The organism is Pseudomonas sp. GW456-L12 (assembly GCF_059424045.1).
In genome coordinates, this window is record NZ_JBWKZA010000025.1 from 1 (window position 1) to 21,072 (window position 21,072).

Genomic DNA, 21,072 nt, shown 5'->3' on the forward strand with positions numbered 1-21,072 from the left:
TTCAGCCGTGAATACAAGCGTTACTTCGAGCGCAATCCGGGGGATGAGCGAGCAGCGTGATGGGAGGCGCTCGTCTGTAGGAGCGAGGCTTGCCCGCGATGACGTTCTAAAGGTCGCAGCCCTTAAGCCTGCGCCAGCTCCGCATGCTCATCGGCATCGAGCTTTTGCTTGTCGGTCTGCTGCATGATCTGGCTGGTGATCGCCCCGGCGGTCATCGAACCGCTGACGTTCAGCGCGGTGCGGCCCATGTCGATCAGCGGCTCCACGGAAATCAGCAGCGCCACCAGGGACACCGGCAAGCCCATGGCCGGCAGCACGATCAGCGCGGCGAACGTCGCGCCACCGCCTACCCCGGCCACCCCGGCCGAACTCAAGGTCACTATCGCCACCAGGGTCGCGATCCACAGCGGGTCTAGCGGGTCGATGCCGACGGTCGGGGCCACCATGACCGCCAGCATGGCCGGGTACAGGCCGGCGCAGCCGTTCTGGCCGATGGTCGCGCCGAACGAGGCGGCGAAGCTGGCGATGGACTGCGGAATGCCCAGGCGGCTGGTCTGCGCCTCGATGCTCAGCGGGATGCTCGCGGCGCTGGAGCGGCTGGTGAAGGCGAAGGTCAGCACCGGCCAGACCTTGCGGAAGAAGCGCAGCGGGTTGATCCCGGCCAGCGAAACGAGCAGGCCGTGGACCACGAACATCAGGCCCAGGCCGATGTACGACACCACCACGAAACTGCCGAGTTTGATGATGTCCTGCAGGTTGGAGCTGGCGACCACCTTGGTCATCAGCGCCAGCACGCCGTAAGGGGTCAGCTTCATCACCAGGCGTACCAGGCGGGTGACCCAGGCTTGCAGGGTGTCGATGGCGTTGACCACTTTCTGGCCCTTGTCGGCGTCGCCCTTGAGCAACTGCAGGGCGGCGACACCGAGGAAGGCGGCGAAGATCACCACGCTGATGATCGAGGTCGGCTTGGCCCGGGCCAGGTCGGCGAAGGGGTTCTGCGGAATGAACGACAGCAGCAGTTGCGGGATATTCAGGTCGGCGACCTTGCCCGCGTAATCGCTCTGGATCACCTGCAGGCGGGCCATTTCCTGGGTCCCGGCCACCAGCCCTTCGGCGGTCAGGCCGAACAGGTTGGTCAGGGCGATGCCGATCAGCGCGGCGATGGCGGTGGTGAACAGCAGGGTGCCGATGGTCAGGAAGCTGATCCGGCCCAGGGACGAGGCGTTGTGCAGGCGCGCCACGGCACTGAGGATCGAGGCGAACACCAGCGGGATCACGATCATCTGCAGCAATTGCACATAACCGTTGCCCACCAGGTCGAACCAACCGATGGAGGTTTTCAGGACGGGGTTGCCGGCACCGTAGATGCCGTGCAGGGCAACACCGAAAACCACGCCCAGCACCAGCGCCAGCAGGACCTTCTTGGCCAGGCTCCAGGTGGTATGACGGGTTTGTGCCAGGCCCAGCAGCAAGGCGAGGAACACCAGCAGGTTGAGGATCAGCGGCAGGTTCATTAAGGCTCCGATAAGACTTGTGCCAATCGCTTATGGCGGCGATTGCGAACCGGCAAGCCTAACAGCTTGATATCTAATGAATTAATATCAAAAACGCATTGAGACTGTCGTTTTTGGAATAAGCCGCTGACGCTCAGGCACATGCCGATGACGGGATCAGGACGCGGGCGGTCGCCCACAGGCGAGGATTGTCACAGCGATTTGTTAGCGTCGATCTCTTTAAATCAGGGAGAAAACGCCGATGAAACTCGCTCCGAAATTTCTGGTTGCCGCACTCTGCCTGGGCCTTGCCGGCCAGGTTCTCGCCACCGACTTGCAGCACTGGCCCGCGGACCAGGCCAAGCAACTGGACGCGATGATCGCGGCCAACGCCAACAAGGGTAACTACGCGGTGTTCGACATGGACAACACCAGTTACCGCTACGACCTGGAAGAGTCGCTGCTGCCGTTCATGGAGAACAAGGGCCTGATCACCCGCGAGACCCTCGACCCCTCCCTGAAGCTGATGCCGTTCAAGGACACCGCCGAGCACAAGGAAAGCCTGTTCAGCTATTACTACCGCCTCTGTGAAATCGACGACATGGTCTGCTACCCCTGGGTGGCGCAGGTGTTCTCCGGATTCACCCTCAAGGAACTCAAGGGCTATGTCGACGAATTGATGGCCTCGGGCAAGCCGGTGCCGGCCACCTATTTCGAAGGTGACGTGGTCAAGAACACCGAGATCAATCCGCCGAAAATCTTCACCGGCCAGAAAGAGCTGTACAACAAGCTGATGGAGAACGGCATCGAGGTCTACGTGATGACCGCCGCCTCCGAGGAACTGGTGCGCATGGTCGCGTCCGATCCGAAGTACGGCTACAACGTCAAACCGCAGAACGTCATCGGCGTGACCACCCTGCTCAAGGACCGCAAGACCGGCGAGCTGACCACCGCGCGCAAGCAGATCACCGCCGGCAAGTATGACGAGAAGGCCAACCTCGGCCTGGAACTGACCCCTTACCTGTGGACCCCGGCGACCTGGATGGCCGGCAAGCACGCGGCGATCCTGACCTACATCGACGAGTGGAAAAAACCGGTGCTGGTGGGCGGCGACACCCCGACCAGTGATGGCTACATGCTGTTCCACGGTGTCGACGTGGCCAAGGGCGGCATCCACCTGTGGGTCAACCGCAAGGACAAGTACATGGCCCAGATCAACGGCATGATGGCCAAGCACGCCGCGGCCCAGGCCAAGGAAGGGCTGCCGGTGACGGCGGACAAGAACTGGGTGATCGTCAAGCCGGAGGACATTCAGTAAGAACGGGTTGAATCCATCGCGGGCAAGCCTCGCTCCTACAGGATCAGTGCCGCCTGTAGGAGCGAGCGGGCGGCGATCCGACTTACCCGCGACAGGCCTCGCAGAGGCCGATCTCCAGACAAAAAAATGCCCCGCACTTGGCGGGGCATTTTCATTCAGTGGCTGGCAATCACAGACCGTCGAGCATCGCCTTGTTGCGCACCGCGCCCTTGTCGGCGCTGGTGGCCAGCAGGGCATAGGCCTTCAGGGCGGTGGTCACCTTGCGTGGGCGTTTTTCCACCGGCTTCCAGCCTTTCTTGTCCTGCTCGACGCGGCGGGCAGCCAGTTCTTCGTCGCTGACCAACAGGTTGATCGAGCGGTTCGGAATGTCGATCAGCACCTTGTCGCCGTCCTGTACCAGACCGATAGCGCCGCCCGCCGCTGCCTCTGGCGAAGCATGGCCGATGGACAGGCCCGAGGTGCCGCCGGAGAAGCGGCCGTCGGTCAGCAGGGCGCAGGCTTTGCCCAGGCCCTTGGACTTCAGGTAGGAGGTCGGGTAGAGCATTTCCTGCATGCCCGGGCCGCCTTTCGGACCTTCGTAGCGAATGATGACAATGTCGCCTTCCTTCACTTCGTCGGCGAGGATGCCGCGCACCGCGCTGTCCTGGCTTTCGAAGATCTTCGCGTTGCCTTCGAAGACGTGGATCGACTCGTCGACGCCGGCGGTCTTCACCACGCAGCCGTCCAGGGCGATGTTGCCGTACAGCACGGCCAGGCCGCCTTCTTTCGAGTAGGCATGTTCGACGCTGCGGATGCAGCCGTTTTCACGGTCGTCGTCGAGGGTTTCCCAGCGGGTCGACTGGCTGAACGCGGTCTGGGTCGGGATACCGGCCGGGCCCGCCTTGAAGAAGTGATGCACCGCTTCGTCGTTGGTCTGGGTAATGTCCCACTTGGCGATGGCTTCTTCCATGCTGCGGCTGTGCACGGTCGGCAGGTCGGTGTGCAGCAGGCCGCCGCGGGCCAGGGAGCCGAGGATGCTGAAGATGCCGCCGGCGCGGTGCACATCTTCCATGTGGTACTTCTGGATGTTCGGCGCCACCTTGCACAGTTGCGGCACGCTGCGGGACAGGCGGTCGATGTCGCGCAGGTCGAAATCGATCTCGGCTTCCTGGGCGGCGGCCAGCAGGTGCAGGATGGTGTTGGTCGAACCGCCCATGGCGATGTCGAGCATCATGGCGTTCTCGAACGCCTTGAAGTTGGCGATGTTGCGCGGCAGCACCGACTCGTCGTTCTCGCCGTAGTAGCGCTTGCACAGCTCGACGATAGTGCGGCCGGCCTGCAGGAACAGCTGTTCGCGGTCGCTGTGGGTGGCCAGGGTCGAACCGTTGCCCGGCAGGGCCAGGCCCAGGGCTTCGGTCAGGCAGTTCATCGAGTTGGCGGTGAACATGCCGGAGCAGGAACCGCAGGTTGGGCAGGCGCTGCGCTCGTACTCGGCAACCTTCTCGTCAGAAGCGCTGGAGTCGGCGGCGATCACCATGGCATCGACCAGGTCGAGGCCGTGGGCGGCGAGCTTGGTCTTGCCGGCTTCCATCGGACCGCCGGAAACGAAGATCACCGGGATGTTCAGGCGCAGGGCGGCCATCAGCATGCCGGGGGTGATCTTGTCGCAGTTGGAGATGCAGACGATGGCGTCGGCGCAGTGGGCGTTGACCATGTACTCCACGGAGTCGGCGATGATCTCGCGGCTCGGCAGCGAATACAGCATGCCGTCGTGGCCCATGGCGATGCCGTCATCCACGGCGATGGTATTGAATTCCTTGGCCACGCCGCCGGCGCGTTCGATTTCGCGGGCGACCAGCTGGCCCAGGTCCTTGAGGTGCACGTGGCCCGGGACGAACTGGGTGAAGGAGTTGGCAATGGCGATGATCGGCTTCTTGAAGTCGTCATCTTTCATCCCCGTGGCGCGCCACAGTGCGCGGGCGCCGGCCATGTTGCGGCCGTGGGTGGATGTTTTCGAGCGGTAATCAGGCATGGAGCACTCCGGGCGGCTAATCAGGTAACAAATGGGGAGTGAGCTTCTATTGACCCCTGGAACACTCAGAAATGGCCGTGTGTCCTGAAGCTGCCGATGACGCCGCGGGATCGCCGCGCGCCTCAGCCTGAGCTCATAAACCCGCCGGGGGATGACTGGCGATGAATCTCGCGATTCTACACCGCTGGCGCCAGGAAGGAATGGTGCGAATGACCGGCAGTACGAACACGCAGGCCCCTGTAGGAGCGAGCTTGCTCGCGATCAGCCGCCAGGCTGAAATCCGGCGGCGCCTGCAAAATGGCTATCGCGAGCAAGCTCGCTCCTACAGGTCGATCGGGGCATCAGAGCCAGATGGCGTCCCATAGGGGGTAGTCGCCGATGCGCCGGACCAAACCAGCGCGCAGCGGGTTGGCGATAATGTAGCGGGCCATGGCTTTCAGGTCTTCGTCACGGCGCAGGGCCCGGTCGAAATAGCCTTTCTGCCAGACAGGTTGCGAACTGTTGCGGATGCGGTTGATAGCCCTGGCACTACGGGATTTGCTGCCTTGCATCAGTTTTGGCAAGTCGCCGCTGTGCAGTTCGATCCGCCAGTGGAAGTGATCCGGCATGACGACCCAGGCCAGAGATATGGCGGTATCCGACTGTTGAGCGTGCCTGAATTCATTGGCCAGCAAGCGGCCGAGGCGCCAGTCGTGAAAGATGGGCTCGCGGCATTGGGTGACGGCGGTGAGCAGGTAGATACGGCCTGATTCCGAATAACGACCGATGCGCAGACGATGGGCATGGGGAGTGTTGGACATTCCGTTGTCCTCTTCGATGGATGGAAGAGCAACGGTAGGTGCTGTGAAGAAGGCTGTCGTAGTGACAATGGGACTGGATGTATCTGTAGGAGCGAGCTTGCTCGCGAAAAAACATCAGGCACCGCGATCCGGCAGGACGGGCGCGTTATCGTTGACGTTTTTCGCGAGCAAGCTCGCTCCTACAGGTTTTGTGACGCCTTGTGTAGCGATTAGCTGTTAGGCAGCAGGCGGCAGGTGATGCTCTTGATGTAGCGGGTTTCCGGGATGGCCGGGTGCACCGGGTGGTCCGGGCCTTGGCCGCCGCGTTCCAGCAGTTGGATATTGCGGTCCAGGTGGCGGGCGCTGGTGAGCAGGATGTTCTGCAGGTCGTCTTCGGGCAGGTGCATCGAGCACGAAGCGCTGACCAGGATGCCGTCCTTGCTGAGCAGGCGCATGGCCTGTTCGTTCAGGCGGCGGTAGGCGCCTTCGCCGTTCTTCAGGTCTTTCTTGCGTTTGATGAAGGCAGGCGGGTCGGCGACGATCACGTCGAAACGCTCTTCGGCGGCCTTGAGTTCTTTCAGGGCTTCGAACACGTCGCCTTCAATGCAGGTGACTTTCTCGGCGATGCCGTTGAGCGCGGCGTTGCGCTCGACACCGTCAAGGGCGAAACCCGAGGCATCGACGCAGAACACTTCGCTGGCACCGAAGGCGCCGGCCTGCACGCCCCAGCCGCCGATGTAGCTGAACAGGTCCAGTACGCGCTTGCCCTTGGCGTAAGGCGCCAGGCGGGCTCGGTTCATGCGGTGGTCGTAGAACCAGCCGGTCTTCTGGCCTTCCATCACCGGGGCCTCGAACTTCACGCCGTTCTCTTCCAGGGCGACCCACTCCGGCACCAGGCCGAACACGGTTTCCACGTAGCGGTTGAGGCCTTCGGCATCACGCGCGGCGGAGTCGTTCTTGAACAGGATGCCGCTTGGCTTGAGGACCTGGACCAGGGCGGCGATCACGTCGTCCTTGTGCTGTTCCATGGTCGCCGAAGCCAGCTGCACGACGAGGATGTCGCCGAAACGGTCGACCACCAGGCCCGGCAGCAGGTCGGAGTCGCCGTAGACCAGGCGGTAGAACGGCTTGTCGAACAGGCGTTCGCGCAGCGACAGGGCCACGTTCAGGCGGTGTACCAGCAGCGACTTGTCCAGCGCCAGCTTGGCGTCGCGCGACAGCAGGCGGGCGCAGATCAGGTTGTTCGGGCTCATGGCGACGACGCCCAGCGGCTTGCCGCCGGCGGCTTCCAGCACTGCCTGGTCGCCTGCCTTGAAGCCGTGGAGTGGGGTGGCGGCTACATCGATTTCGTTGCTGTAGACCCACAGGTGGCCGGCGCGCAGGCGGCGATCGGCGTTGGCTTTGAGGCGCAGGCTTGGCAGGGACATGACGTCGCTCCGGAAAAAAGAGCGGGAGTATAACGTGTTGCGCTCGCCGAGAGGCTGGCGAGTGGATATGCGGTGACAGGGCAAACTCGCCGTGGATATCCCGCGCCGGCCCGGCATTGCCCCGAGGCGCCCGTTGTAAAGTTCCTTTCGGCTGGCCATGGGCGCCATCTAAAGGGTTAGAATCGCCGCCTAGCCTAGAGTGCGTACCTATGTCCCAAGCGATGTCCCAAGAGCTTTCCGCCGAACAGATTCAACAGGCCCTGCAAGGCATCAGCGTGCCGCCCCAACCGCAGATCATGGTGGATTTGCAGATGGAGCAGTACATGCCCGACCCTGACCTGGAAGTGATCGCGCGGCTGATCTCCCAGGACCCGGGCCTTTCCGGCGCCCTGCTGAAAATCGTCAACTCGCCGTATTACGGGCTGAGCAACAAGATCGCCTCGATCCAGCGCGCGGTGAACCTGCTGGGCAGCCGTTCGATCATCAACCTGATCAACGCGCAGTCGATCAAGGGCGAGATGAGCGACGAAACCATCGTCACCCTCAACCGCTTCTGGGACACCGCCCAGGATGTGGCGATGACCTGCCTGACCCTGGCCAAGCGCACCGGCTCGCAAGCGGTCGACGAGGCTTATGCCCTGGGCCTGTTCCACGATTGCGGCGTGCCGCTGATGCTCAAGCGCTTCCCCGACTACATGACGGTGCTGGAAGAGGCCTACGCCAGCGCGGGCCCCGAGAACCGCGTGGTGGATACGGAAAACCGTGCGTTCAATACCAACCACGCGGTGGTCGGTTACTACACGGCCAAGTCCTGGCGCTTGCCGGAGCACGTGACCAATGCCATCGCCAATCACCACAACGCCCTGGCGATCTTCAGCGACGAGTCGTCGCGCAACAGCCAGCTGAAGAACCTGCTGGCGATCCTGAAAATGGCCGAGCATATCTGCGCGTCCTACCGGGTGCTGGGCAATCAGGTCGATGATCATGAATGGAACAGCATCGGCCATCTGATCCTCGATTACGTCGGTCTGTCCGACTACGACTTCGAGAACCTCAAGGAAACCGTACGCGAACTGGGCGCGCACTGATTCCCGACCACGTTATAGAGAACACGAGGCGCACATGCCTGAATTACCGGAAGTCGAAACCACCCGGCGCGGTATCGCGCCGCACCTGGAAGGGCAGCGCGTCAGCCGCGTGATCGTGCGCGAGCGGCGCCTGCGCTGGCCGATTCCGGAGGACCTCGATGTGCGCCTGTCCGGCCAGCAGATCGTCAAGGTCGAGCGCCGCGCCAAGTACCTGCTGATCAATGCCGAAGTCGGCACCCTGATCAGTCACCTGGGCATGTCGGGCAACCTGCGCCTGGTGGAGGTCGGCTTGCCGGCGGCCAAGCACGAGCACGTCGACATCGAGCTGGAGTCCGGCCTGGCCCTGCGCTACACCGACCCGCGGCGCTTTGGCGCGATGCTCTGGAGCCTGGACCCGCTCAACCACGAGCTGCTGATCCGCCTGGGGCCGGAGCCGCTGACCGACCTGTTCGACGGCGAGCGCCTGTATCAGTTGTCGCGGGGACGTTCGATGGCGGTCAAACCGTTCATCATGGACAACGCGGTGGTGGTGGGGGTGGGCAATATCTACGCGACCGAAGCGCTGTTCGCCGCCGGCATCGACCCGCGTCGCGAAGCCAAGGGGATTTCCCGGGCGCGCTACCTGAAGCTGGCGATCGAGATCAAGCGCATCCTGGCCGCGGCCATCGAGCGCGGCGGCACCACCCTGCGCGACTTTATCGGCGGCGACGGGCAGCCGGGTTATTTCCAGCAGGAACTGTTCGTCTACGGGCGCGGCGGGGAACACTGCAAGGTCTGTGGCACGGGGCTGCGGGAGATCAAGCTGGGGCAGCGTGCGAGCGTGTTCTGCCCTAAATGCCAGAGCTGATCGCCTGTAGCCGCTGCCGAAGGCTGCGATAGGTCCGTAGGACCTGTGGCGATCTTACTGGCGTCGCGGCCGTTTCGGCCGATCGCAGCCTTCGGCAGCGGCTACGGTCGCAAGTCTCGATGGCTGTGTTATGCCTTGCCGGTGATCTTCCGGTACTTGGCCATCAACTCTTCTTCGGTTTCCGGGTGGGCCTCGTCCAGCGGGATGCAATCCACCGGGCAGACCTGCTGGCATTGCGGCTCGTCATAGTGGCCGACGCATTGGGTGCACAGGTTCGGGTCGATCACGTAGATCTCTTCGCCTTGAGAGATCGCGGCGTTCGGGCACTCGGGTTCGCAGACGTCGCAGTTGATGCAATCGTCGGTGATGATCAGGGACATGGGGCACTCCGGCCGGGGCGGCGGGCCCAGGCATTTGAAAAACCAATGGCGCAATTGTGCCGCATTGGCGAGCGCAGTGCACGCGGGCGCGATGGGAGGGGCGTTTGCAGGTCGACTGCGTGGGAGCTGGCGCGGGCTGCGCCAGCTCCCACGGGGGTTATTTCTTGAAGCGCAGGGTCAGGGCGTCGGCCACGGCCGGATGCACGAACTTGCTGATATCGCCGCCCAATGCCGCGATTTCCCGGACCAGGGTCGAGGAAATGAACGAATAACGCTCCGACGGCGTGAGGAACAGGCTTTCCACGTCCGGCGCCAGTTGGCGGTTCATGTTGGCCAGCTGGAATTCGTATTCGAAGTCCGAAACCGCCCGCAGCCCCCGCAGGAAGACATTGGCGTTCTGCTCCTTGGCGAAATGCGCCAGCAGCGTGGAAAAACCGACGACTTCAACGTTCGGCAGATGCTTGGTGACCTCGCGAGCCAGTTCCACACGCTGTTCCAGGGGGAAAAGCGGGTTTTTCTTCGGGCTGGCGGCGACGGCGATGATCACATGATCGAACAGGCGCGAGGCGCGTTCGACCAGATCGCCATGGCCCTTGGTAATAGGGTCGAAGGTACCTGGGTACAACACTCGGTTCATCGCGTCGTCCTGGCGGGAGTCCGTTGGGGAGTCGGATGGTATCGCAGCCTTTCCGGTCGGCCAAGTCGCCTGTAACGGAAGAAAGCACTATAGACGACGAAAATAAGCGGCGTTTTCACCCGCTTTTCAGCCGTTCGGCCAAGGCCGTGGCCAGTTGCGCGGTCAGGCCGTAGACCGACAATTGCGGATTGGCGCCGATGCTGGTGGGGAACAGCGAACCGTCGTGGATCGACAGATTGGCCAGCTGGTGATGCCGGCCCAGGCTGTCGGCGACGGCGTTTTTCGGGTCTTCGCCCATGGCGCAACCGCCCATCACATGGGCGCTGCCCAGGCGGGTGCGGTACAGCGCAAGGTTCAGGCCGTCGATCAGTGTCTTGGCCTCGGCCAGGGTCTTCACGTAGCGGGCATCGCTGTGCATCGGCATGACCGCCTTGGCGCCGCCGGCGAACTGGATCTGCGCCATGCTGTGAAAGGCCCGGCGCACGCCATCCCAGGCGTAGTCCGAGACCTGATAGTCGAGCACCGGTGAGCCGTCGCCGCGCAGTTCCACGCTGCCGCCGCTGCTGTCCGGGTGAAAACCGTCGCGCAGCAGCGCGAGCATGGCATGGGTATGGGGCAACTGCTGCATGTTCAGGGCGCTCTGCGGGCCGAAACCGCCGAGCAGGGTGGCGGCCAGCGCCGGTTGCAGCGGCGGCACCTCGAGTTTGTAGGACATTTTGCCGGTGGTGCCGTCCAGCCACTGGAAATGGTCGGAGTAGATCGACTGCGGCGCCCCGTAAAAGGGGTTGATCACCTGGTCGAACTGCCCGGCGGAAAAATTCACCAGGTGCAGGAAGGTGCGTTTGCCCAGGCGCTTGTGCGGGTCGGCCGCGTCGGAGCGCAGCAGCAGGGCCGGGCTGTTGATCCCGCCACCGGCCAGTACGTAGTGCCGGGCCTTGACCTTGATGGTACGCCCGGTGGGCGCCACGCAGCGCTCGTCCATGGCCAGGCAGAGCAGGCTTTCGACCTGGTCGCCCTTGATCTGCAGGCGCTCGGCGCGGGCCAGGTACAGCAGCTCGCCGCCTTTCTCCAGGGTCGCGGGAATGGTGGTGACCATCATCGACTGCTTGGCGTTGGTCGGGCAGCCCATGCCGCAATAGCCGAGGTTCCAGCAGCCGCGCACGTTGCGCGGGATCACGTGCCAGCTGTAGCCGAGTTTCTCGCAGCCGATCCTGATCACGTCGTTGTTGGCGTTGGGCGGCATGATCCACGGGGCGATCCCCAGGCGTTGCTCCATCTTCGCGAACCAGGGGGCCATCTCGGCCGGGCTGTGGCCCTTGACGTCGTGCTCCTTGGCCCAGTGCTCCAGGGTCGGCTCGGGGGTACGGAAGCTGGACGTCCAGTTGATCAGGGTGGTGCCGCCGACCGCGCGGCCTTGCAGGATGGTGATGGCGCCATCCTTGCTCATGCGGCCGATGCCTTCCTGATAGAGGCTGGCGTAGGCCTGGTCCTCGAGCATCTTAAAGTCGTCGCTGGTCTTGAGCGGCCCTTCCTCGATCAGCAGCACCTTGTAGCCGGCGGCGCTGAGGATCTCGGCGGTGGTGCCGCCGCCCGCGCCGCTGCCGATGATGGCGACATCCGCTTCGAGGGTCAGGTCCTCCTGCAATTGCGCGCCGTTGTAGGTTTTCCAGCCTCGGGCCAGGCCTTCGCGAAACAGATCGGGTACAGGCATATCAGGCACTCTCTAGTTGTTCTGGGGCTTCTGGGTGCTTGTGTAGCCGCTGCCGAAGGCTGCGACAAGGTCCGTAGGATTTAGGAACGCGTCTCCTGCGGAGCCGATCGCAGCCTTCGGCAGCGGCTACAGAGCGAGCAGTCTTCAGATCCTGGGCGGCCCGGGATAACCGCAATGGGCCCAGGATTCGGGGCGGCTGTACCAGGCCATCATCACCAGTTGCAGCAGGGACGCGTGGCCCATGCGCAGCAGGCTGAGGGAGCTGTTTTCCCAGCGCTTGAGAAACTGGCGGATGTCTGCGGCGCTGGCGTTTTCCCAACTGCCCCAGATGCCGGTCAGGGGGCCGCGCGTGATGCCCATGCCCAGCACGTCGAACAGCTGCTGGGTGAGCTTGAGCATTTCCGGCGACAGGTGGTCGAGGCTGTAATCCAGGCTTTTCAGGGTGGCGTCGAGCGCCGCCGACAGCTTCTCGGCGGCCACGGCACCGTCGAGCATGACCGGGAGCAGCGCCCGCAGAATCGGCAGGTCACTGCTGCGCAATGCGGCAAAGCCGCTGGCAGGGGTGCTGGACGAGCAACCGCTGAGGCTGGCGCCGAGGCCGGCGGTGGTCAGGAACGCGCTGGCGCACAGGCCGATTTTCAACAGGCCACGGCGCGACAGTACGGGTGCGGCAGGCAGGCTGGGAGTCATTATTGTTATTACCCGCAATGGTCTGGTTAACGGATGAACAGCTTCTGGATCAGCTTCTGGATCGGTTTGCCATAGGGCGGGTAGATCAGCCGCGCGGCATTCAGGCGCTGCTTGCTCAGCACTCCCTTGGCCTTGCTGAAGGTCAGGAAACCCTCGTGACCGTGGTAATGGCCCATGCCCGAGTGGCCGATGCCGCCGAATGGCATGTCGTCCTGGGCGACGTGCAGCAGGGTGTCGTTGAGGCAGACCCCGCCCGAGTGGGTTTCGTTGAGTACCCGGTCCTGCTCGGCCTTGTCGTAGCCGAAGTAATAGAGCGCCAGCGGGCGAGGGCGCTGGTTGATGTAGGCGAAGGCCTGGTCCAGGCCGGTGTAGGGCACGATCGGCAGGATCGGGCCGAAGATCTCATCCTGCATCACCGTCATGTCGTCGCTGACATTCAGCATCAGGCTGTGGCCCATGCGCCGTTCCTGGTTCTCTTCGAACAGCGGGATCAGCAGCGCGCCCTTGCTGGTGGCGTCGCTGATGTAGCTGTTCAGGCGCGCCAGCTGCCGCGGGTTGATGATCGCGGTGTAGTCGGGGTTGTCGACCAGGGTCGGGAAGAAACCACGGACCACCTGGCGATAGACGTCGACGAAGGCGCCGACGCGGTGTTCCGGGACCAGCACGTAGTCCGGGGCGACGCAGGTCTGGCCGGCGTTCATGGTCTTGCCGAAGGCGATGCGTTCGGCGGCGTCCTTGAGCGGTACGTCGTCGGACACGATGGCCGGAGACTTGCCGCCCAGCTCCAGGGTCACCGGGGTCAGGTTTTCCGCCGCGGCGCGCATCACATGCTTGCCGATGCTGGTGGCGCCGGTGAACAGCAGGTGATCGAAGGGCAGCCGGGAGAAGGCCACGCCCACGTCGGCTTCGCCCAGCACCACGGCGACCAGGTCCTCGGGGAACGCCTTGGCCAGCAGGCGCTTGAGCAGCAGGCCGGTGGCGGGGGTCGATTCGCTAAGCTTGAGCAGTACCCGGTTGCCGGCGGCGAGCGCGCCCACCAGCGGGCCGATGGCCAGGTACAGGGGGTAGTTCCACGGCACGATCACCCCCACCACGCCCAATGGCTGGTAGACGACCTTGGCCGAGGCCGGCTGGAAGGCCACGCCGACCTTGCGCCGCGAAGGTTTCATCCAGCCCTTGAGGTGTTTGCTGGCGTAGTGGATGCCATGCAGGCTGGGCATGATTTCGGCGAGCAGGGTTTCGTCGGCGCTGCGATGGCTGAAATCTTCGCTGATGGCATCGATCAGGGCCTGGCGTTCGCTGTCGAGCAGCTCGCGCAGGCTCTTGAGCCATTGCTGGCGCTGGGCGGCGGGCGGCATGGGGTTGGCCGCGAAGGCCTGGCGCTGGGCGGCGAATAGACGGTGGAGCTCATCCAGCTGCTGGTGGGCTTCCGGCAAGTAGGCGATTTCGGCAGACATGGGCGGCTCCGGTTTTTGTGGGTGGGAGATTTTTAGAGTTTATGCTCTAGAATGTCAAATGACATCCCGGGCCGGCTTTGATTTATCCCGTTGGGGATAGGTCGTAAGATGCCGGGCAACGCCTTCTCGATTAAAGCCCACGCTCATGGCCCCACGCATAAAAACCCGCGAACGTATCGTCCAGAACAGCCTGGAGCTGTTCAACCAGCAAGGCGAACGCAGTGTCAGCACCAATCACATTGCGGCCCACATGGAGATTTCGCCGGGCAACCTGTATTACCACTTCCCCAACAAGCAGGCGATCATCGCCGTGCTGTTCTGCGAGTACGAAGCCCTGGTCGACAGCTTCCTGCGCCTGCCCCAGGGCCGTACCGTGACCGTGGAGGACAAGCGCTATTACCTGCAGGAACTGCTGGCCGCCATGTGGCGCTATCGCTTCCTGCACCGCGACTTGGAACACCTGCTCGACAGCGACGCCGAACTGGCCGCCCGTTATCGGCGCTTCTCCCAGCGCTGCCTGATCCACGGCACGGCGATCTACGAAGGTTTCGTCGAGGCCGGCATCCTGCGGATGGACAAGGTGCAGATCGAGTCCCTGACCCTCAATGCCTGGATCATCCTTACCTCCTGGGTGCGTTTTTTGTGCACCACCCGGGAAAACTCCGCGCACCTGAGCGAAGAAGCCATCAAGCGCGGCGTGTATCAGGTGCTGGTGCTGGAAGCCGGATTTGTCACCGACCACGCCCGGGAGGCGGTCGACGCGCTATACGACGAGTTTTACGTGCCCCTGGGGCAAGCCCTGGAAGAAGTGCAGTAGGATCTGGATCAAGTCATCGTTCAATTACTGGAGCCCGTCATGCCCATCGCGCAACTGATCAGTCCACAGCAATTGGCCGCTCGCCTGGAGCAGCCCGGGCTGGTGATTCTCGATTGTCGTTTTGCCCTGGAAGACCCGGATTACGGCCAGCGCAGTTATGCCGGGGGGCATCTGGCCGGCGCGCATTTTGCCGATCTGGAACGCGACCTCAGTGGCCGGGTGGTCAAGGGCGTGACCGGGCGCCATCCGCTGCCCGAACCGGCGACGCTGATCGCGCGCCTGCAAGCCTGGGGCATCGACGCCGACAGTGACATCGTGCTTTACGACGACGGCCCCGGTGCCTATGCCGCCCGCGCCTGGTGGCTGCTGGTCTGGCTGGGCAAGCGCGATGGTGTGTTCATTCTCGATGGCGGCTTGAAAGCCTGGCACGCCGCGGGCTTGCCATTGAGCCTGGATTCGCCGACCAATGTTCTCGGCCATTTCACGGGCCAGCCCGACAAAACCCTGTTGTTGACTGCCGAGCAACTGCAAAAGCGCCTCGGCCAGCCGACCCTGACCCTGCTCGACGCCCGCGGCCAGCCACGTTTTCGCGGCGAGGTGGAGCCGATCGACCCGGTGGCCGGGCATATCCCCGGCGCGCAATGCGCGGCTTTCACCGACAACCTGGACAGCGACGGCCGTTTCCTGCCGGCCGATCAGCTCAAGAAGCGCTTTGCCGCGAAGCTGGGCGAGTGTTCGCCGAGCGAACTGGTAGCGTACTGCGGCTCGGGCGTGACCGCCTGTCACAACCTGTTCGCCCTGTGCCTGGCCGGTTATCCCCTGGGCAGGCTGTATGCCGGCTCCTGGAGCGAATGGATCACCGATCCGCAGCGCGCGGTCGCCACGGGCGACTGAGGCCCCTCACCGTAGGAGCGAAGCTTGCGCGCGATCCAGGCGCTGCGTTGTTTCTGCAGGGCCGCGTCGCCTGAGATGTTTTTCGCGAGCAAGCTTCGCTCCTACAGGGGCAGGCGCTGTTTCAGAGGGACTGGCGGGCGCTGCGATAGGCCGCCGGCCCCACGCCGTAGACCTGCTTGAACTGCCGGCTCAGATGGCTCTGGTCGGCGAACCCCAATTGTGTCGCCACTTCCAGCGGCAGGCAGCCGTCGCGCAGCAGTGCCCGGGCCTGGGCGATGCGCTGTTGCATCAGCCAGGTGTGCGGCGGCATGCCGGTGGCGCGGCGGAACACCCGGGCGAAATGGAACGGCGAGAGATTCACCGCCGCGGCCAGTTCCTCCAGGGAGGGCGGGGCCGCCAGCTGCGCTTGCAGCAACTCCTTGGCCTGGACGATCGCCCGGTGTTCCCGTCCGGGTTTGCCCGGCGCCTTGACTCCGGCGTGACGCCGCAGCAGCAAGAGCATCATTTCCCGCCACAGGGTCTGTTGTTGCAGGGCGGTGGCCGGGCTTTCCAGCAGTTGATGCAACTGGCAGAAACCGCTGACCAGATCGGGGTCGCGATACAGCGTGGCACCGAAGACCGGCAGGCTGTCGGTGGGTAGTTCCAGTTCGCCGAGCATGGCGAGGATCTGCGCGTTGTCCGGATAAAACGCCCGGTACAGCCAGCCGTCCTCGGTGCCCTTGTGGCCGGTGTGCAGCTCGTCCGGGTTGATCAGCACCAGGGTGCCACGCCCCGCCAGATGCTCGGCGCCGCGATAACGGTAGCGCTGGGCGCCGTCCATGATCATGCCGATCACATAGCCGTCATGCACATGGGCACGAAGCGATGCTCGATGTAGCGCGCGGCCAGCAACTCCACGCCGGCCAGGGGCGCGGTCTGCCAGAAACGGATCGACTCGCCCTGGCCGCCGTTCATCGCAACTCGCCCCCCAGGCTGGACAGCCACTGGGGAATGCGCCGCTCCAGGTAGTAACCCGGAGTCTTCACCGAACCCTCGACAAAACCGACGTGCCCACCCTTGGCCTGCAGCTCGAGGTGGGTGCTGTCGGAAAGCTCGCCGGCTTCCGGCAGGCTGTGGGGGAACACGAAAGGATCGTCCGCGGCCTGGATGATCAGGGTTTGTGTGCGGATTTCCCCGAGGAAATAACGGCTGGAGGCGCGCCGGTAATAGTCCTGGGCATCGGCGAAGCCATTCAGCGGCGCGGTGACCCGGCCGTCGAAGTCCCAGAAGGTGCGCATCTTCTCCAGCGGCCCGAGCCGCTCCAGCACGGCCAGGCCCTCATGGCGCCCGTCGTGCTGGAACTGGCGTTGCTTGTCCTTGATGTAGGCCAGCATCTCGCGCATGAAATGCGCCTGGTAGACCTTGGAAAACCCCTGGCCGATGCGGTCGGCGCACTGGTCCAGGCGAAACGGCACCGACACCGCGACGGCGCCTTGCAGCTGGCTGGCGCTGCCGCTTTCCCCCAGGTGCTTGAGCAATACATTGCCGCCCAGCGAGTAGCCCACCGCGAACAGCGGGGCCTGCGGGCGTTTGCTGCGCAGGTGGTCGATGGCGGCGGCCAGGTCTTCGCTGGCCCCCGAGTGATAGCTGCGCGGCAGCAGGTTGGGTTCGCCCGAGCAGCCGCGCCAGTTCAACGCCGCGCTGGCCCAGCCCTGGCCCGCCAGGGCCTTTTGCAGGCCGGCCACGTAAGGCGAGTTGGAAGAGCCGGTCAGGCCGTGCAGCACCAGCACCAGGGGCGCGGTGGCGGAGTGCGGGCCGTGCCAGTCGAGATCGAGAAAGTCGCCGTCGTCGAGCCACAGGCGTTCGCGCTGGCGCTCGAGGTGAGTGGTCTTGCGCCATAGCGGGCCCCACAGGGTCTGCAGGTGCGGGTTGCCGAGGCCGAAGGCGGGAATGAAACGATCTGACGGAGTAGGCACGGTGATTCTCGTAGCAGCGGTGCGCGTCCCCGGCGGGGCTGCGCACCTTTTCAGGCCAGTGGCTTAACCGGCGATCTCTGCCGTACGTTGCCACAAGGCGTAGTACACCTGCCCGGATTTTTGCTCGCGGTGCAGGCGCCAGTTCGCCGGGAGGCCGAGGGTCGACGGCGCGGTTTCACTTTCGGTATAGACCCAGGCGTCGTCGGCCAGCCAGTCGCGTTCTTCCAGTAGAGCACAGGCGGCCGGCAGCAGGTTCTGATGGAACGGCGGGTCGAGGAACACCAGGTCGAAACGGCTGGCGGGCTGGGTTTCCAGGTAACGCAGGGCGTCGGCGGTCTGCACCTGGCCAACGGTGCAGCGCAGGGTGCCCAGGTGTTCGCGCAGGCGCGACACGGCCAGGTTGCTGGCATCCAGCGCCTGGCCCATGGCGGCGCCACGGGACAGGGCTTCGAGAAACAGCGCGCCGCTGCCGGCGAACAGGTCGAGCACCTTGGCCCCGGCGACATAGGGCGCCAGCCAGTTGAACAGGGTCTCGCGCACCCGGTCCGGAGTCGGGCGCAGGCCCGGCACATCGGGGAAGCTCAGGCGGCGGCTGCGCCACTCGCCGCCGATGATGCGCAGTTGGCCCACACCGTTGTGCTGGTTATGGACGGGTTTCTTGCTGGGACGCGATGGGCTGGCCATTAATGCTCCGGAACCCCGAGCGGCTGCTCGGCGGGTTTGTCAGTTGGGGCCGGCAACGGCTTTTGCGGCACGGTCGGGCCGGCGGTGACGATGACCATCTTGTCGGCGCCCAGGTGCTTGTTCAGCACGTCCCGGACCTGCTCCACGGTCAGGCTCTGGGACTGCTGCATGAAGTCTTCAAGATAGCTCAGCGGCAGGTTGTAGAAGCCGATGGCGCCCAGTTGGCCGACGATGTCGGCGTTGCTGGCGGTGGACAGCGGGAAGCTGCCGGCCAGTTCGCGCTTGGCGTCGTCGAGTTCCTTCTGGGTCGGGCCGGTCTTGAGGTAGTCGGCGAGCACGTCCTGCACCAGCTTGAGGGTGCCCTCGCTCATTTCGGCACGGGTCTGCAGGTTGATCATGAACGGGCCACGGGCCTGCATCGGGCTGAAGCCGGAATAGACGCCGTAGGTCAGGCCGCGCTTCTCGCGCACTTCGCTCATCAGCCGGGTGCCAAAACCACCACCGCCAAGGATCTGGTTGCCCAGGGACAACGCGGCGTAGTCCGGGTCGTCACGATCGATGCCCAGTTGCGCCAGCAGCAGGCTGGTCTGGCTGGAGGGGTATTCGATATGGCCGATGCTGGCTTGTGGCTCGCTCGGTTGCGGGATTTTCGCCAGCGCCGGGCCTTTGGGCAGGGCGGCGGAGATCTGCGCGGCAATCGCCTCGGCATCGCTGCGCGACAGGTCGCCCACCAATGCGATCACCACGTTGCCGGCGGCATAGGCCTTGGCGTGGAACGCCCGCAGTTGGGCCAGGCTGATCGGCGGCACGCTCTGCGCGGTGCCATCGCTGGAATGGGCATACGGATGGCTGCCGTACAGGCGCTTCATCAGTTCCAGGCTCGCCAGCTTGCCGGGGTTCTGCTTCTGGTACTCGAAGCCGGCGAGCATCTGGTTCTTGATGCGCGCCAGGGAGTCGGCCGGGAAGGTCGGCTTGCCGACGACATCGGCGAACAGCAGCAGGGCCGGCGCGCGCTTGTCCGGCGCGCTGAGGCTGCGCAGGGAGGCGATGGCCATGTCCTTGTAGGCACCGTTGCCGAAATCGGCACCCAGGCCCTCGAAACCTTCGGCGATCGCGCCGACATCCTTGCCGGCCACGCCTTCGTTGAGCATGGCGTTGGTCAGCATCGCCAGGCCCGGCGCGTCGCCATCCTGGCTGCTGCCGGCGGCGAAGGTCAGGCGCATGTCGAACATCGGCAGCTCATGGGCTTCGACGAACAGCACCTTGGCGCCTTCGGCGGTGCTCCAGGTCTTGATGTCGAGGCTGCGGCGGCTTGGGGCCTTGCCGTCGAGCTCGGTCAAGGATTGCAGTTTCTGGCTGCTCTTGGCCTTGTCCAGCGCCTGGCTGGCGTCGGATGGGTCCGCGCGCAGCAGATAAAGGCCGGCGGCGGTGATCAGGGCCACGAGTGCCAGGCCGAGCAGGACCGGGCTGGCGCTTTTGCGCTTACTCATGAGCGGACTCCTCAGGCAATACGTGGGCAACGCTCAGGCGTTCGCGGGTGAAATAGGTACGAGCGGCCTTCTGGATGTCTTCAGGGGTCACGCTTTGCAGTTCGGCGAGTTCGGTGTCCATGAGCTTCCAGGACAGGCCGACGGTCTCCAGCTGGCCGATGGCGGTGGCCTGGCTGGTGATGGAGTCACGTTCGTAGACCAGGCCGGCGATCACCTGGGCGCGCACGCGTTCCAGTTCTTCGGCGGTCGGCGGGGTGGTTTTCAGCTCTTCGAGCAGGCGCCACAGCCCGGCTTCGGCCTGGGCGATGGTTTTCTTCTTCTGGCTGTTGGGCATGGCCGAAAGCAGGAACAGGCTGTCGCCGCGGGTGTAGGCGTCGAAGCTCGACGAGCCGCCGGACACCAGCTCTTCGCCGCGCTCCAGGCGGGTCGGGATGCGGGCGCTGTAGCCGCCGTCGAGCAGCGCGGCGATCAGGCGCAGGGCGTGCACCGAATGCTTGTCTTCGGCGGTGGCGATGCTCGGCACGTTGAAGGCCAGCATCACGCTCGGCAGCTGGGTCTTCACCCGCAGGGTGATCTGCCGCTCGCCGGGCTCGGCCAGTTCCAGGGGAATCTTCGCCGCGGGCACGGCGCGCTTGGGAATGGCGCCGAAATAACGTTGGGCCAGGGTTTTGACTTCGTCCGGGGTCACGTCGCCGACCACCACCAGGGTGGCGTTGTTCGGCACGTACCAGGATTCATACCAGTGGCGCAGTTCCTCGACCTTCATCCGGTTGAGGTCGGCCATCCAGCCGATGGTCGGCGTGTGGTAGCCGCTGGCCGGGTAGGCCATCGCCTTGAAGCGCTCGAAGGCCTTGGACATCGGCTTGTCGTCGGTGCGCAGGCGGCGTTCTTCCTTGATCACTTCGATTTCGCGGCTGAACTCGTCGGGCGGCAGGCGCAGGCTGGCCATGCGATCGGCTTCCAGCTCGAAGGCCACGCCCAGGCGGTCACGGGCCAGCACCTGGTAATAGGCGGTGAAATCATCGCTGGTGAAGGCGTTCTCTTCGGCGCCCAGGTCGCGCAGGATCAGCGAGGCTTCGCCGGGGCCGACCTTTTCGCTGCCTTTGAACATCATGTGTTCCAGGGCGTGGGACAAACCGGTCTGGCCCGGGGTTTCGTAGCTGGAGCCGACTTTGTACCAGACCTGGGAGACCACGACCGGAGCCCGATGGTCTTCGCGGACCACGACCTTGAGGCCGTTGTCGAGGGTGAATTCGTGGGTGGGTTGTGGATCGGCAGCCAAGGCTGAAAGGGGCAGACAAACCGTACTGAGCAGCAGGCCTGCGGCGCGGCGGGCTAGAGCATTCATTCGTTTTTTAAACCTGTTGGACTGCCCGCTTGGTCTTAGCGTCGGC

General features: G+C 64.3%; 18 protein-coding genes and 1 pseudogene. 5 read left to right on the plus strand and 14 right to left on the minus strand.

The window, feature by feature from the left end; translation table 11 throughout:
- Positions 1–122: 122 nt before the first annotated feature.
- Positions 123–1,514 (minus strand): L-cystine transporter, encoded by a 1,392-nt coding sequence (locus AC07Y9_RS24440; RefSeq protein ID WP_102681505.1) that lies wholly within the window; start codon positions 1,512–1,514, stop codon positions 123–125.
- 241 nt (positions 1,515–1,755) lie between these two features.
- Here AC07Y9_RS24440 and AC07Y9_RS24445 point away from each other — a divergent pair, with 241 nt between their 5' ends.
- Positions 1,756–2,811, plus strand: coding sequence for an HAD family hydrolase (locus AC07Y9_RS24445; protein ID WP_087092467.1), 1,056 nt, complete (start codon positions 1,756–1,758; stop codon positions 2,809–2,811).
- 169 nt (positions 2,812–2,980) lie between these two features.
- Here the strand turns inward: AC07Y9_RS24445 and ilvD are convergent, their stop codons facing one another.
- The 3 genes from ilvD to AC07Y9_RS24460 form a co-directional block, all read right to left on the minus strand.
- Positions 2,981–4,822, minus strand: a complete 1,842-nt coding sequence (gene ilvD, locus AC07Y9_RS24450) for a dihydroxy-acid dehydratase (protein ID WP_092298314.1) — start codon at positions 4,820–4,822, stop codon at positions 2,981–2,983.
- A 341-nt stretch (positions 4,823–5,163) separates the two neighbouring features.
- Positions 5,164–5,622 (minus strand): REP-associated tyrosine transposase, encoded by a 459-nt coding sequence (locus tag AC07Y9_RS24455; RefSeq protein ID WP_102680470.1) that lies wholly within the window; start codon positions 5,620–5,622, stop codon positions 5,164–5,166.
- Positions 5,623–5,831: 209 nt separating this feature from the next.
- Complete coding sequence (locus AC07Y9_RS24460; protein WP_007921262.1) at positions 5,832–7,028, minus strand: class I SAM-dependent rRNA methyltransferase; 1,197 nt, start codon at positions 7,026–7,028, stop codon at positions 5,832–5,834.
- A gap of 275 nt (positions 7,029–7,303) precedes the next feature.
- Here AC07Y9_RS24460 and AC07Y9_RS24465 point away from each other — a divergent pair, with 275 nt between their 5' ends.
- Positions 7,304–8,116 (plus strand): HDOD domain-containing protein, encoded by an 813-nt coding sequence (locus AC07Y9_RS24465; protein ID WP_164485824.1) that lies wholly within the window; start codon positions 7,304–7,306, stop codon positions 8,114–8,116.
- 34 nt (positions 8,117–8,150) lie between these two features.
- Positions 8,151–8,963: a bifunctional DNA-formamidopyrimidine glycosylase/DNA-(apurinic or apyrimidinic site) lyase gene (mutM, locus tag AC07Y9_RS24470; protein WP_007921258.1), complete on the plus strand. Its 813-nt coding sequence runs from the start codon at positions 8,151–8,153 to the stop codon at positions 8,961–8,963.
- A 128-nt stretch (positions 8,964–9,091) separates the two neighbouring features.
- On the opposite strand, the gene AC07Y9_RS24475 is transcribed toward mutM, so the two are convergent.
- From AC07Y9_RS24475 to AC07Y9_RS24495, 5 genes are all read right to left on the minus strand, one after another.
- Entirely contained in the window at positions 9,092–9,343 is a 252-nt protein-coding gene (locus AC07Y9_RS24475) for a YfhL family 4Fe-4S dicluster ferredoxin (RefSeq protein WP_007921257.1), read from the minus strand.
- Between the two features lie 157 nt (positions 9,344–9,500).
- Positions 9,501–9,980: a pantetheine-phosphate adenylyltransferase gene (gene coaD, locus AC07Y9_RS24480; protein WP_003229157.1), complete on the minus strand. Its 480-nt coding sequence runs from the start codon at positions 9,978–9,980 to the stop codon at positions 9,501–9,503.
- Between the two features lie 115 nt (positions 9,981–10,095).
- Positions 10,096–11,691 (minus strand): GMC family oxidoreductase, encoded by a 1,596-nt coding sequence (locus AC07Y9_RS24485; RefSeq protein WP_007921255.1) that lies wholly within the window; start codon positions 11,689–11,691, stop codon positions 10,096–10,098.
- Positions 11,692–11,835: 144 nt separating this feature from the next.
- Entirely contained in the window at positions 11,836–12,381 is a 546-nt protein-coding gene (locus AC07Y9_RS24490; RefSeq protein WP_102680471.1) for a twin-arginine translocation pathway signal protein, read from the minus strand.
- Positions 12,382–12,407: 26 nt separating this feature from the next.
- Complete coding sequence (locus tag AC07Y9_RS24495; protein ID WP_102680472.1) at positions 12,408–13,838, minus strand: coniferyl aldehyde dehydrogenase; 1,431 nt, start codon at positions 13,836–13,838, stop codon at positions 12,408–12,410.
- A gap of 145 nt (positions 13,839–13,983) precedes the next feature.
- Here AC07Y9_RS24495 and AC07Y9_RS24500 point away from each other — a divergent pair, with 145 nt between their 5' ends.
- Both AC07Y9_RS24500 and AC07Y9_RS24505 read left to right on the plus strand, forming a co-directional pair.
- Entirely contained in the window at positions 13,984–14,655 is a 672-nt protein-coding gene (locus AC07Y9_RS24500; RefSeq protein ID WP_102680473.1) for a TetR/AcrR family transcriptional regulator, read from the plus strand.
- Between the two features lie 39 nt (positions 14,656–14,694).
- Positions 14,695–15,549: a sulfurtransferase gene (locus AC07Y9_RS24505; protein WP_102680474.1), complete on the plus strand. Its 855-nt coding sequence runs from the start codon at positions 14,695–14,697 to the stop codon at positions 15,547–15,549.
- A 121-nt stretch (positions 15,550–15,670) separates the two neighbouring features.
- Here the strand turns inward: AC07Y9_RS24505 and AC07Y9_RS24510 are convergent.
- The 5 genes and pseudogenes from AC07Y9_RS24510 to AC07Y9_RS24530 form a co-directional block, all read right to left on the minus strand.
- Positions 15,671–16,503 (minus strand): annotated as a pseudogene (locus tag AC07Y9_RS24510) (AraC family transcriptional regulator).
- A complete protein-coding gene (locus tag AC07Y9_RS24515) occupies positions 16,500–17,504 on the minus strand; it encodes a hydrolase (RefSeq protein ID WP_102680475.1) in 1,005 nt (334 codons plus the stop codon). The pseudogene AC07Y9_RS24510 and the gene AC07Y9_RS24515 overlap by 4 nt, the downstream one beginning before the upstream one ends.
- A gap of 63 nt (positions 17,505–17,567) precedes the next feature.
- Positions 17,568–18,188, minus strand: coding sequence for a 16S rRNA (guanine(966)-N(2))-methyltransferase RsmD (gene rsmD, locus AC07Y9_RS24520; protein WP_009046042.1), 621 nt, complete (start codon positions 18,186–18,188; stop codon positions 17,568–17,570).
- A complete protein-coding gene (locus tag AC07Y9_RS24525) occupies positions 18,188–19,678 on the minus strand; it encodes a M16 family metallopeptidase (protein ID WP_102680476.1) in 1,491 nt (496 codons plus the stop codon). The genes rsmD and AC07Y9_RS24525 overlap by 1 nt, the downstream gene beginning before the upstream one ends.
- Positions 19,671–21,026 carry a M16 family metallopeptidase gene (locus tag AC07Y9_RS24530; protein WP_007921220.1) on the minus strand — a complete coding sequence of 452 codons (1,356 nt, stop codon included), beginning with the start codon at positions 21,024–21,026 and terminating at the stop codon, positions 19,671–19,673. The genes AC07Y9_RS24525 and AC07Y9_RS24530 overlap by 8 nt, the downstream gene beginning before the upstream one ends.
- Positions 21,027–21,072 lie beyond the last annotated feature (46 nt).